The organism is Seonamhaeicola marinus (assembly GCF_008085455.1).
The window spans coordinates 1,200,500-1,213,591 of record NZ_VSDQ01000679.1 but is presented as its reverse complement, the minus strand read 5'-3'; the positions used below and the strand labels follow the sequence as shown (position 1 = coordinate 1,213,591).

14 protein-coding genes are annotated in these 13,092 nt (G+C 34.5%); 7 read left to right on the top strand and 7 right to left on the bottom strand.

The window, feature by feature from the left end; translation table 11 throughout:
* Nucleotides 1–104: 104 nt before the first annotated feature.
* From nhaD to FUA24_RS16130, 3 genes are all read right to left on the bottom strand, one after another.
* Nucleotides 105–1,496: a sodium:proton antiporter NhaD gene (gene nhaD / locus FUA24_RS16140; RefSeq protein ID WP_148544078.1), complete on the bottom strand. Its 1,392-nt coding sequence runs from the start codon at nucleotides 1,494–1,496 to the stop codon at nucleotides 105–107.
* Nucleotides 1,497–1,515: 19 nt separating this feature from the next.
* Nucleotides 1,516–2,742 carry a Glu/Leu/Phe/Val dehydrogenase dimerization domain-containing protein gene (locus tag FUA24_RS16135; protein WP_148544077.1) on the bottom strand — a complete coding sequence of 409 codons (1,227 nt, stop codon included), beginning with the start codon at nucleotides 2,740–2,742 and terminating at the stop codon, nucleotides 1,516–1,518.
* 160 nt (nucleotides 2,743–2,902) lie between these two features.
* A complete protein-coding gene (locus FUA24_RS16130) occupies nucleotides 2,903–4,003 on the bottom strand; it encodes an anhydro-N-acetylmuramic acid kinase (protein ID WP_317131961.1) in 1,101 nt (366 codons plus the stop codon).
* Between the two features lie 53 nt (nucleotides 4,004–4,056).
* Between FUA24_RS16130 and FUA24_RS16125 the strand changes: the two genes are divergently transcribed.
* From FUA24_RS16125 to arsM, 7 genes are all read left to right on the top strand, one after another.
* Nucleotides 4,057–5,199, top strand: a complete 1,143-nt coding sequence (locus FUA24_RS16125; protein ID WP_148544075.1) for an acyl-CoA dehydrogenase — start codon at nucleotides 4,057–4,059, stop codon at nucleotides 5,197–5,199.
* Nucleotides 5,200–5,352: 153 nt separating this feature from the next.
* Nucleotides 5,353–5,688 (top strand): arsenosugar biosynthesis-associated peroxidase-like protein, encoded by a 336-nt coding sequence (locus FUA24_RS16120; protein ID WP_148544074.1) that lies wholly within the window; start codon nucleotides 5,353–5,355, stop codon nucleotides 5,686–5,688.
* Between the two features lie 167 nt (nucleotides 5,689–5,855).
* A complete protein-coding gene (gene arsS / locus FUA24_RS16115; protein ID WP_148544305.1) occupies nucleotides 5,856–6,911 on the top strand; it encodes an arsenosugar biosynthesis radical SAM (seleno)protein ArsS in 1,056 nt (351 codons plus the stop codon).
* An 11-nt stretch (nucleotides 6,912–6,922) separates the two neighbouring features.
* Complete coding sequence (locus FUA24_RS16110; RefSeq protein ID WP_148544073.1) at nucleotides 6,923–7,417, top strand: rhodanese-like domain-containing protein; 495 nt, start codon at nucleotides 6,923–6,925, stop codon at nucleotides 7,415–7,417.
* Nucleotides 7,410–8,039, top strand: a complete 630-nt coding sequence (locus FUA24_RS16105; RefSeq protein WP_148544072.1) for a TIGR04282 family arsenosugar biosynthesis glycosyltransferase — start codon at nucleotides 7,410–7,412, stop codon at nucleotides 8,037–8,039. The genes FUA24_RS16110 and FUA24_RS16105 overlap by 8 nt, the downstream gene beginning before the upstream one ends.
* Nucleotides 8,032–8,844, top strand: coding sequence for a purine-nucleoside phosphorylase (locus FUA24_RS16100; protein WP_148544071.1), 813 nt, complete (start codon nucleotides 8,032–8,034; stop codon nucleotides 8,842–8,844). The genes FUA24_RS16105 and FUA24_RS16100 overlap by 8 nt, the downstream gene beginning before the upstream one ends.
* Nucleotides 8,845–8,945: 101 nt before the next feature.
* Nucleotides 8,946–9,917, top strand: coding sequence for an arsenosugar biosynthesis arsenite methyltransferase ArsM (gene arsM / locus FUA24_RS16095; RefSeq protein ID WP_148544070.1), 972 nt, complete (start codon nucleotides 8,946–8,948; stop codon nucleotides 9,915–9,917).
* A gap of 77 nt (nucleotides 9,918–9,994) precedes the next feature.
* On the opposite strand, the gene FUA24_RS16090 is transcribed toward arsM, so the two are convergent.
* Genes FUA24_RS16090 through FUA24_RS16075 form a run of 4 tightly spaced genes read right to left on the bottom strand, consistent with a single transcriptional unit; the run spans nucleotide 9,995 to nucleotide 13,090 of the window.
* Nucleotides 9,995–10,729: a DUF2268 domain-containing putative Zn-dependent protease gene (locus tag FUA24_RS16090; RefSeq protein WP_148544069.1), complete on the bottom strand. Its 735-nt coding sequence runs from the start codon at nucleotides 10,727–10,729 to the stop codon at nucleotides 9,995–9,997.
* A gap of 5 nt (nucleotides 10,730–10,734) precedes the next feature.
* Nucleotides 10,735–11,460 (bottom strand): DUF4097 family beta strand repeat-containing protein, encoded by a 726-nt coding sequence (locus FUA24_RS16085; protein WP_148544068.1) that lies wholly within the window; start codon nucleotides 11,458–11,460, stop codon nucleotides 10,735–10,737.
* A 23-nt stretch (nucleotides 11,461–11,483) separates the two neighbouring features.
* Nucleotides 11,484–12,272: a DUF4097 family beta strand repeat-containing protein gene (locus tag FUA24_RS16080; protein ID WP_148544067.1), complete on the bottom strand. Its 789-nt coding sequence runs from the start codon at nucleotides 12,270–12,272 to the stop codon at nucleotides 11,484–11,486.
* A gap of 26 nt (nucleotides 12,273–12,298) precedes the next feature.
* Nucleotides 12,299–13,090, bottom strand: a complete 792-nt coding sequence (locus tag FUA24_RS16075) for a HEAT repeat domain-containing protein (protein ID WP_148544304.1) — start codon at nucleotides 13,088–13,090, stop codon at nucleotides 12,299–12,301.
* Between the last annotated feature and the right edge of the window lie 2 nt (nucleotides 13,091–13,092).

The following is a 13,092-nucleotide window of genomic DNA, read 5'->3' as shown; positions in this document are numbered from 1 at the left end:
TGTATAACGTTCTTTTTTTTGTTAAAGTATAACAAAAAAAGAATTTGATAAAATCTAACAAACAATTATTAGACCATATTAAATAAATCTTAAAAAAAATGTATTTAAACGACAGATCTAACTACCATAAACGCTATAGATCCTACAACAAAACCAACTAAGGCCAACCAAGATATTTTACGTAAGTACCAGAAAAAGTCAATTTTCTCCATACCCATAGCTACAACACCAGCGGCAGAACCAATAATTAACATACTTCCTCCTGTACCAGCAGAAAATGCTATAAAGTGCCATAATTGGTGATCTAAAGGCTCAGAGAACATACCTAAACTAGCAGCTACTAAAGGCACGTTATCAATAACAGCAGAACCTATTCCTAAGAACATCACGACTAAATCGGAAACTCCGCCTTCAACCAATTCCGTACCTAATTGTGGAGTTTCAGCTCTTAACCAATCTGCAGCCCCAAACAAAATACCTAAAGATTCCATAGCTGCAACGGCCATTAATATTCCTAAGAAGAATAATATACTTGGTAATTCAATTTTAGATAATGAATGGTGTACTGGACTATGGTGCGCATGGGCATCACTTTCAGCAGAATCTACTTCAGTCATACTGAATTTAGAGTTACTATAAATTTCAGCAAAAGTAGCCACAATCCCTAAAGATAACATCATACCTACATAAGGTGGTAAATGCGTTGCAGTCTTAAAAATTGGCACAAACACTATAGCTCCTAAACCTAAATAAAGCATAGTAGAACTAAACTTAGATTTTTTCTTTTCTTCTGTATCTTCAATATCTAAATCGCCTTTAAATGCAGGTAAGAATGTCGCAATGAAAGACGGTACTGCCATACATAGGAATGACGGTATTAATAGATACATAATTAGTTTTCCTGTAGACACCTTATTTCCAATCCAAAGCATTGTAGTTGTAACATCACCAATAGGAGACCAAGCACCACCTGCATTTGCAGCAATGATAATTAAACCAGCAAACCAGATTCTTGTATTTCTATCTTTAACTATTTTTTGAAGTATTGATATTAAAACAATTGTTGCTGTTAAGTTATCTATTATTGCAGATAGAATAAATGCTAAAATTGAAAATATCCATAGGATTTTGGTTTTCTTTTTAGTCTTTATAAATCCTTTAATTGTGGAGAACCCATCAAAGTAGTCTATGATTTCTACTATGGTCATTGCTCCAAGAAGGAATACAAGAATTTCTGAAGTTTTTCCTAGGTGATGCAATAATGTTTCTTCCATTAAATGCATCTTTTCCTCATGTTCTAGCAGACCAAAATTATCTAAAAGTGCATGTTTACCAGAATCAAACCACTGTGAAAAACTATCTATACCCAGCGCTATACATGCCCAACATATAGCCATCATTACCAGAGCAGGAATTAATTTATCTATTTTTATACTGTGTTCTAAAGTAATGGCTAAATAGCCCATAATAAATACTAAAATAATTGCTGCTTCCATAATTAGTCTGTGTCTATGTTTAAATTAATTGTTGTAAAGCAATCTCAAAAGCAGTAGCACTTAAACCTGTTTTAGATTTATTTTTTGCATGTACTTTCTCTATTGCTTCTCTTATTATATTAGATGTATCGTTAAAAATTGATTCATCGGTCATTTTAACCTTTCTTTCCATGAAGTAAGCAAACACTCTTGCCATACCACAGTTAGAAATAAAATCTGGAATTAAACTAACCTTAGAATCTGTATGTTCCATTATTGATCCAAAGAAAATTTCTTTATCAGCAAAAGGCACATTAGCCCCACAAGATATGACTTCTAAACCACTATCAATCATTTCATCAATCTGCCCCTGAGTAATTAATCTTGAAGCTGCACATGGTGCAAAAATCTCAGTTTTAATGCCCCAAATACGTTTATTAGCCTCTTCAAAAGAAATTAAATTATCAGCTGCTAATGTATTACCCTTTTTATTTAGAAAAAAATGACTTATCTCATCAAAAGAAAATCCATTTTCATTAATTACTGCTCCTGCAATATCAATAATACCTACAACCTTAGCTCCCATTTGAGATAAATAAAAAGCTGCCGCTGCGCCAACATTTCCAAATCCTTGAACTACTGCTTTTTTCCCTTCAACATTACCTCCATACACGTCATAATAATGCTTAACTGCTTCCGCAACACCAAAACCAGTAATCATGTCTGCAACAGTATATTTTTTTGAGATATTGGGAGAATACTTCGAATTTTCCAGAACTTTAATTACCCCATGCCTTAATTGGCCTATTCTATTTATTTTATCGGCTTCAGTGGGTTTAAAATGGCCATTGAAAACGCCTTCTTGCGGATGCCATACACCACTTTCTTCTGTGATTGGTATAACTTCATGGGTTTCATCTACATTTAAATCTCCCCCAGTACCATAATAACTTTTTAACAGAGGAGACACAGCCGCATACCAACGTTCTAACACGCCTTTTTTATCTGGACTATTAGGATCGAAGTTTATTCCTGATTTGGCACCTCCAATAGCAGGTCCAGAAACTGTAAACTTAATTTCCATGGTTTTTGCTAAAGATAATACCTCATTCATGTCTAACCCCTTTCTCATTCGGGTTCCTCCACCAGCTGCTCCTCCCCTTAAAGAGTTTATCACCACCCATCCTTCTGCATCTGTTTTGGAATCTTTCCAATTAAAAACTATTTCTGGTTTCTTGTTTTCGTATCGTTTTAATAATTCTTTCATTTTTATTTTGATTAATCCAACTAAAGCCTAAATAACTAATATTCAATAATGTAACATTAATAGCAGCTAAAGTTGAGTCATCTTATAAAAACGTTTTTTGAATTATAAACGTAACAAATATAAAAAACTTAGCAGCTTTAATATTAATTTAGAGTTATTTTTAAGCGTGAAAAATTTTACCTGAGCTATGATTCCTGCTCGCTCCAGTAACACTTTGTAAGCAGTTATTTTCGTTTCGAAGTCTTAAAATTCCTAAAAAACAAAAAATAAGGGCCTCTTTAAATTCCACCAACTCGTCTAATGGAATTACAATTTTATTTTGGGTAAGTTCTTTGATTCTTTTTATTAAGAAACTGTTGTAGGCACCTCCTCCTGTAATTAAAACGGAGCCTTTAGGTTTGTCTCCTAAACTTCTAAACACCTGAATTGCAACATGCTCTACAAAAGTTCTAAGCACATCTTTAACCTCCAGTGCTTTAGAGTCTATAAGAGGGAACACATGTGAATTCACCCATTCTAAACCTAAAGATTTTGGTGGTTTCTCATTATAAAAATCTAAAGCATTTAAGCTTTGGAGCAGTTCATAATTAACGTCACCTTTAGATGCAAGTTTCCCTTCATCATCATATTCTAAACCAAGTGTTTTTACATAATGATTCATTACAATATTTACTGGACATATGTCATATGCAATTCTTTGATTATTTATGTGCGTAGAAATATTGGCAAATCCGCCAAAATTAATACAAAAATCAAATTCTGAGAACAACAATTCGTCTCCTATGGGCACCAAAGGTGCGCCCTGTCCTCCTAATTCAACATCCTGAACCCTAAAATCACAAACAACCCTTTGCTTTAATAATTTAGACAGCGCTTCTCTATTTCCTATTTGATAGGTGAGCCCTTTGTCTGGTTGATGCAAAGCGGTATGACCATGAGAACAAACGGCGTCGATATCTTGAATATGATTAGCATTGATAAAATCTTTAATAACGGAAGCCAAATATGTTGTATAAGATTTATCAATTTTCTTTATTTCTTCAAAAGAAAGCGACACCAAACTTTTCAAAGTGGTTTTCCAAACATTAGAATAAGGTATTGTTTCGGCTTTTATTATATTAAAACTCCAAGTATTATTTAATTCAAAAGACGCATAAATTAGGTCTATTCCATCCAACGAGGTGCCAGACATCACCCCGATAACCTTATAATTGTTTTTTATCATATTAGCAAAAATAGAGATATTTATTAAAAATATCACACCAAAAATACTATATTTGTCAATATTCAATAATAAAAATATATACTCAAGCTATGGATTTTAACCTTTCTGAAGAACATTTAATGATTAGAGATGCGGCTAGAGAATTCGCTCAGACCGAATTATTGCCTGAAGTTATTGAAAGAGATAACAAGCAAGAGTTTCCGCAAGAGCTTGTTAAAAAGATGGGTGATTTAGGATTTATGGGTATCATGGTTGATCCTAAATATGGTGGAAGTGGTATGGACGCTGTTTCCTATGTTCTTATTATGGAAGAACTTTCTAAAATTGACGCTTCTGCTTCGGTTATGGTTTCTGTAAACAACTCTTTAGTGTGTTATGGTTTAGAAGCCTTTGGTACTGAAGAGCAAAAGCAAAAATATTTAACAAAATTGGCCACTGGCGAAAGTATTGGCGCTTTTTGTTTAAGTGAGCCTGAAGCTGGTAGTGATGCTACATCACAAAAAACTACGGCTATAGACCAAGGGGACCATTACCTACTAAATGGTACTAAAAATTGGATTACTAATGGAGGCCGATCGGACTTTTACTTAGTAATTGCTCAAACCGATAAAGAAAAAGGGCACCGAGGTATCAATGCTTTTATTATTGAAAAGGGTATGGAAGGTTTCCATATTGGTCCTAAAGAGGATAAACTTGGAATTAGAGGAAGTGATACACACACCCTTCAGTTTAATGACGTTAAAGTACCTAAGGAAAATAGAATTGGAGATGACGGATTTGGATTTAAATTTGCCATGAAGACCTTATCTGGAGGTAGAATAGGTATCGCAGCTCAGGCCTTAGGCATAGCATCAGGAGCCTACGAATTAGCCTTAAAATACAGTAAAGAACGTAAGGCTTTCGGAACCGAAATAGCCAATCATCAAGCTATTGCATTTAAACTCGCGGATATGTATACCGATATTGAAGCAGCAAGAATGCTTGTTATGAAGGCTGCTTGGGATAAAGATCAAGGTAACAACTACGACATGTCCTCTGCTATGGCAAAGTTAAAAGCCTCTGATGTAGCCATGAAGCACACTGTTGAAGCTGTTCAAATTCATGGCGGTAATGGTTTTGTTAAAGAATATCATGTAGAACGTTTAATGCGAGACGCTAAAATTACACAGATTTACGAAGGCACATCTGAGATTCAAAAAATAGTTATCTCAAGAGGTGTATTAAGAGACTAAATTTTATTTTTTATATTCAGAAAATCACTTTTTGGCAGTCAATTGAATTGGTTGCCATTTTTTTATTTAAAAATCTTTTAGATTACTGTTAAGTGCGTTTCTTTTTATCGACTTAACATAGTATATTTTTATATTTATCAAAAAATATATCACATGCAGAAAACATATTACGATCCAGCGGACTTAAGAAAATTTGGTAAGATTACAGAATGGAGTGAAGAATTGGGAAACAAATTCTTTGAGTACTACGGAAAAGTTTTTGAAGAAGGTGCGCTTTCAGCTCGAGAAAAAGCTTTAATAGCTCTTGCTGTTTCTCATACTGAGCAATGCCCTTATTGTATTGACGCCTATACTAAAGATACTTTACAAAGAGGCATTACAAAAGAAGAGATGATGGAAGCTATCCATGTTGGTGCCGCAATTAAAAGTGGAGCTACTTTGGTTCATGGTGTACAAATGATGAATAAAGTTAATAAACTAGAAATGTAAAAAATACTGTCCTCCTAATCTCTCCTAAGGGAGGGCAGCTAATTCAAACTCCAAAAAAGAATGTTCCGAAGGAATGTTCTGGGATTGATTCGATTTTTTTGGTTCATTTTGTATCGTTACAACATGAACAGTAAATAAAAAGTATTTTATAGCGTACTATGACAAAAATAAAAACACAATCTTTACATAAACGCGAAAGCCAATTAGCTAATAGCAAACGGCAATTAGAAATTTTGTCTAATGGTATTTTTCAAAATGGAGAGCTACCTACGTTTAAAGATAAAATAGCTGAAACTAATCAGTTTCCACTTAAGGCTAAAAAACTTGAAATTCTTCAGATAAACGTTGGCTACATGTGTAACCAAGTTTGTGAGCATTGCCACGTAGATGCTGGTCCAGACAGACAAGAAATAATGACTAAAGAGACCATGCAACAATGTCTGGAGGTAATTAAAAATACTGGTGCACATACCTTAGATTTAACAGGAGGCGCTCCTGAAATGAATCCTAATTTTAGATGGTTTGTAGAAGAGGCTGCTAAGGCAGGCATTAAAGATTTCATTGTACGTTCGAATCTTACCATTATTAGAGCCAATAAAAAATACCATGACTTACCAGAATTTTTCAAAAAGCACAATGTACATGTAGTAAGTTCTATGCCGCACTGGACACGCGGTAAAACAGATAAACAACGTGGTGATGGTGTTTTTGATAAATCAATTCAAGCTTTAAAAGATTTGAATGCGGTTGGCTATGGTAAAGATGGAAGTGATTTAAGATTGGATCTAGTTTATAATCCGTCTGGCGCATTCTTACCAGGAGACCAAGCGTCTATGGAAAAAGACTTTAAAAAAGCATTACTAGAAGATTTTGGTATTCATTTTCATAATTTATTCGCAATTACAAATCTTCCTATAAGTAGATTTTTAGACTATTTAATTGCTTCAGAAAACTATGAGGATTACATGTACGCTTTAGTTGAAGCTTATAATCCTTCGGCAGTAGCCCATGTGATGTGTACCAATACTATTTCTGTTAGTTGGGATGGTTATTTATATGATTGCGATTTCAATCAAATGCTACAACTTCCCGTTAACAGTAAAGCAAAACATATTTCTGAATACAATGAAGCGCTTTTAGAAGGGCGAAATATTGTAATTTCTCAGCATTGTTATGGATGTACAGCGGGTGCAGGTAGCAGTTGCCAAGGTACTGTAGCATAAAACATAAGCTTATGAAGAAATTAACACTACTAACGCTATTTCTTTTTACTGCTTTTGGCTTTTCTCAGAAAAAGTTAAATAAGCTTCTTAAGGCGCATAATTCTGAAAGCATTCCGTATATTTATGTAAACGACTTAAAATCATACCCCACGAATACTATTCTTTTAGATGCTCGCGAAAAAAGAGAATATGCAACTAGTCATTTAAAAAATGCTATTTGTGTGGGTTATGATTTTTTTAATTTAGATTCAACAACAACTAAAATCCCGAGTAAAGATTCCAAAATTGTAGTGTATTGTTCTTTAGGTATACGGTCTGAGGATATCGCTGAAAAACTAAAAAAGGCAGGCTACAAAAATGTATACAATCTTTACGGCGGTATTTTTGAGTGGAAAAATAACGATAATCCCGTTTATAACTCTGAAGAGAAAGAAACAGAAAATGTTCATACATTTTCTAAAGATTGGAGCAAATGGTTAAAAAAGGGAACTAAAGTATATGAGTAAAGAACTTGTTATTGTTTTTGTTAAAAACATTAAGTTAGGCAAGGTTAAAACTAGACTTGCCAAAACCATTGGAAATGAAGGTGCTTTTTATGTTTACAGTGAATTGGTAAAAATTACAGAACGTGCTCTAAGCAAATTGGATACAGAAAAACGTATCTATTTTTCTGAAGCTGTTGTAGAGACAAAATGGCCTAACCTCAAAAAGGAAGTACAGCAAGGAAGAGATTTAGGTGAACGCATGAAAAACGCCTTCTTAAAGGGGTTTGCAGATGGCTATGAACGTATTGTTCTAATAGGGAGCGATTTACCTGATATTACTGAAACACATCTTAGAGAAGGATTGGACGCCTTAAAAGAAAAAGACATTGTTTTTGGCCCTGCAGAAGACGGCGGCTATTACCTTATTGGCTTATCTAAAATGAACGAAATGGTGTTTAATAACAAACCTTGGAGCCAACCCTCGCTTTTGGAAGAAACGCTTAATGAACTCAATGAAAATAATATTACATTTAGTACCTTAGAGACTTTAAACGACATTGATACATTTGAAGATTTAGAAGCTTCAACCTTTTATAAATCGAATGTAGCATTACAAGAAAAAATAAAACAATTACATGATTAAGTATATTGAAGAAACCGCAGAATATCTTCAAGACAAAGGTTTCGACGCTCCAGAAATTGGTATCATCTTAGGTACAGGTTTAGGACAACTAATAGATGAAATAGAAGTTTTAAAACAGGTTAGTTATAACCATATTCCTAACTTTCCCACTGCAACAGTAGAATTTCATAAAGGCAAATTAATTTATGGTAATCTAGCTGGTAAAAAGGTTGTGGTAATGCAAGGACGTTTTCATTTGTATGAAGGCTACACGCTTCAAGACATTACCTTCCCTGTTCGCATTATGGAAAAACTAGGTATTAAAACCTTACTGGTCTCTAATGCTGCTGGTGCCATTAATTTAGATTACAAAAAAGGGGAATTAATGCTTATTGATGATCATATTAACCTTCAAGGTAGCTCTCCCTTAGCTTTTAAAGGTGTAGAACAGTTAGGAGAACGTTTTACAGACATGAGCGCGCCTTACGATAAAAACATCAATGAGCGTTTTGAAACTATTGCAAAAGCAAACAACATTAAACTTCATAAAGGTGTTTACGCATCGGTTGTAGGCCCTCAACTAGAAACAAGAGCAGAGTACCGAATGTTAAAGCTTATTGGCGCCGATGCCGTAGGAATGAGCACCGTTCCGGAAATTATAGTTGCAAATCATTTAAAATTAAAAGTGGCTGCGGTGTCAGTTTTAACAGATGAATGCGACCCAGATAATCTAGAACCAATAAACATTGAGGATATCATAGCAAGTGCTGCAAAAGCAGAACCTAATATGATAACTTTATTTAAAGAATTAATAGAACTATTGTAACGTCATTCCGAACGAAGTGAAGGCCGTTTAGTAATGAGTTTACCTCGCCTCCCGATTATAATGGGTTCCTGGCAATGACAAAGAAAACCGAAGACTGAAATATGAGTAACTATTTAGAAACTACCAAAGACGTATATAAAGAAGCTGCATTAACTCCAGATGTTGGCTTATGTTGCACCACTAATCCTATTTGGGAACTCCCGGGATTAAAAATCCCAAAAATAATGCAGGAAATGAATTATGGTTGTGGTTCTACAGTTCATGCACGTGATTTATCCAACAATCCAAAAATGTTATACGTTGGTGTTGGCGGTGGTATGGAGCTACTACAGTTCTCGTATTTTAATCGTGAAAAAGGTGGTGTTGTTGGTGTAGATGTTGTGGATGAAATGCTAGAGGCGTCTCGTAAAAATTTTATAGAAGCCGAAGAACTTAATCCTTGGTTTAAAAGTGAATTTGTCGATTTAAAGAAAGGTGATGCGCTTAACTTACCTGTTGAAGATAATAGTATTGATGTTGCCGCTCAAAACTGCCTATTTAATATTTTTAAAGAAGAAGATTTAAAAAAAGCGATTGCAGAAATGTATCGTGTGTTAAAGCCGCATGGTCGTTTAGTAATGAGTGATCCGACTTGCGAGCAACCAATGAATGATAATTTACGTAATGACGACAGACTACGTGCCCTTTGTTTAAGTGGTAGTCTGCCTATTAAAGATTACGTAAAAATGCTTACCGATGCTGGTTTTGGAACTATTGAAATTAGAGCCAGAAAGCCTTACCGTGTGTTGAGTCCGAAGCATTATGATACAGATGAATTAATTTACATAGAGTCTATTGAAGTTGCCGCCATTAAGGATCCAATGCCAGCAGATGGCCCATGTGTTTTTACAGGAAAAGCGGCTATCTATTTTGGAGATGAAGACTATGTTGATGATAATGCGGGGCATATTTTACTTAAAAATCAACCTTTAGCTGTTTGCGATAAAACTGCTGGTAATTTAGCTGCACTTGGTAGAGATGATATTTTTATTAGCGAATCTACCTTCCATTATGATGGTGGTGGGTGTTGCTAAACATTAATTTACAACCCTTGTATTCTAAATGAAGGAGAATACAAGGGTTTATAATGTTTTTCTGAGCATAACTAATACTAGTAACCCGCCAAACTGATTATTTCAATGGGTTTTAGTGCACTTAATTCTACAACACTCTTACCAGACGTTTTCATAGCTTTTCTAATAAGATAGTTTCCTGCCCTATACCCTATAGAAGTCCTGCCATCAGGATGTTTGCCCATTACCCATTTATTGTAACTTGCATCAAGAGGAAGATCTAAAATTTCTTTCACCCAACTATCAGCTTCATCAGTAAAGGCATTTGCATCACTTATATAACCGGTATATATTTCTGCAAAGACTACCGCCAACCCCTCATTAACCATGGCATTAGGAATTCCATATCCAAATTTATTATCATATATGGCCCAACCACGTGCCAAATGGTGGAATTCATGAAACACCGTACTTCTAATTCCTAATTCAAGAGAATCAACAATACCTCTTCGAAAACTATTGGAAAGCTGAATGGCAATTGTTGGAGGAGAATTCCGCTCAGTTCTTCCAGTTACACCTCCAACACGATCCAAATCCCAATTTACACGCTCAACAATTACTTTTATGCTGTCAGGAAGATTCGGTAAAACATTACGAACTTCTTTCTCTGAAATATGTATCAATTCACTTATGAATATTTTTTGTGGTTCTGAAAACTTAAGGGAGTCTTCCTGAAAGACAACCTCTATTTTTTCCAATTGAGATTTTCCAGAATTACAAGCAACACAGCAAAACATCAGTGCACTTAAAGTAAATACTTTTAGTATTTTCATTTTAACTAACCCTTCCTGATATAAATATTCCCCGAAACGGTTTCCATGGTTAATAGAAGCGTGCCTCCATTAACTTGTTTTGAAATGTGATTGTGTATTTTTTTGTTGTTGTATTTACTAAAATCACTTTTATCAAAATCCATATCAGAATATATTGTTCCCGTTACAGACTTGGCATTAAGCTTTGCCTTATTAACAACTATATCCAAGACACCGCTAATTGTTTTTAATCGTAATTCCCCATTATATTTTTTAATGGTTACATCTCCCGAAATTAAATCAGTTACCAAATCTCCATCGTAAACATTAGTAAACACACTTCCAGAAATACTTTTTATTTTCAGTTTAATATTCCTTGGAACAATAACTATGTAATTAATATCTGTGTTATGGCAGCAGTTACAATTCTCCTTTTTTCCATCTTTATTAGAATAATAGACATTCCTGCTTCTGTTTTTAAAATAATCTCCAAAATCTGAATACAGTTTCAATTGACTTGAACTTTTTTCTGTTTTTATACTATACTTATCATTTCCTTCTCCATCATCAATATTTACAGTTGCTCTAACAATAATTTCGTTAGTATTACCGTGCTGAATTTTAATGTCTTGCGCAAATTTAAAGTTTACAAACACCTCTTGACCTTTAGAGATTGGCGCTTTTATTTCTACTTGTTTTTGGGCATTAAGCGTCATTACGCTTAATAATGCCATGATTATTAAGTGTTTCATTTTAACTATTGTTTGTTGATTGATTATTTCTTTCTGAGGTACACGTTTCCGGTTGAAGATCTAAGTACAATGGCTACCCCACCGCCATTTATTTCTGTCTCAATTTTCCTGTTAGCACCCACCACTTTCATTCCATCTGGAGCTTTCATTTGCAAATCAAAATCTGTATAAATGGTGCCCATGGTAGAGCGCAAATTTAAATCTGCTTTTGTACCAGAAGGTAATGATACATCTATAACTCCCGTTGCACTGTTTAATGTAATTGGGGAAGATTGATTTACACTAACAAAATCAACTTCAATTGTACCCGTTTGTGTATGAGCTGTTACTGGGCCTGTAACTTCTTTTAGTGTAATGTTACCCACATTAGTATTAACCTCTATCTCTGAAGTAAACCCTTTAAAAGTAGCGGCTCCCAATTCACCACAATCAATGTGAATATCTACAGTTTTAGGAAGTTCTATTTTCAACCCTTTTCGCTGCATCCAAGATTTCAAATCCCTAACACGCAATACATTTCCTTCTTTATAAACCGCAAAACCATATCCTGTTTCATCTACACCTCCTGGGTAAACCGCTTTTAAGCCTTTTGCTCTTTCGGTCTTATCTCCATCCGACTTGTATGCTTTAGTATTCTGATTTTCAATTTTCAACTCGTTATTATTACTGGCCACAATGGCAACTTTAGTGCCTGTTTCAATATAGACCTTCGTTATTCCTTGCAAGTTTTTAGTATATCCACTCTCTTGTCCATAACTAAGTACAACACATAATAAGGCTATGAAATTTATGATTATTCCTGTTCGTTTCATGTTTTTTTGATTTTAATGATTCTTAATTAAATAATTTCCGAAAGCCCACTACTCACTTGGTCTTTTACAAAATCTGGTGTATCAGAATGCTCCAATAATTTTTGTAAAGGAGCAATTGCGCGCTTCTCCTGAATTTTAACCAAAAATTGAATGATTGCAATTTGTAGCCCTGGGTCTTTCTGGATTGTTAGTGCCTCAATAAACGCATCTTTAACTATGATTGATTCTGGAAATTCCGATAATGCCTCTGCTGCAGCCAGTCGCACATTGATATTTCCATCATATTGCATACGCTCTATTAAAGCCTCTAATATTTTTGTATCTGGTTTTTCAAAACCTTCGGTATAATTTACTGCTTGAATTCGTTTACTTACAGACTGGTTTTCAATCATGGCCAACACCATTCCTTCTTTTAAACTATAAGTTTCTTTTTGTAATGCTATTATTTGCTCATTAGTATCTTGTTTAACCTTTAAGCTTCCAAAAAGATACCCTGAAAACATTAGTACTAATGACGCTGCCACTTGAAAAGCCCTTTTCCAATGAAACTCGTTTTCTTGTTTAGGAAGCTCCACTACTTTAGTATCTAGTATTTGTTTTTCTTCTTCCAGGAGTTTATAAAAACCTTCCCTTAAACTCTCGTTAGGTATTTGCTCTTCTACCTTATTAAATGCCGCAAACAAGGATACTGTTTCATCATATAATAGTTTACAGTCATCACATGAATTTATATGTTCTTGTACTTGCTTTGCTTCATCTGCATTTAATTTACCGTCAATGTAATCTACAATACGCTGCTCTATATCTATACAATTCATGG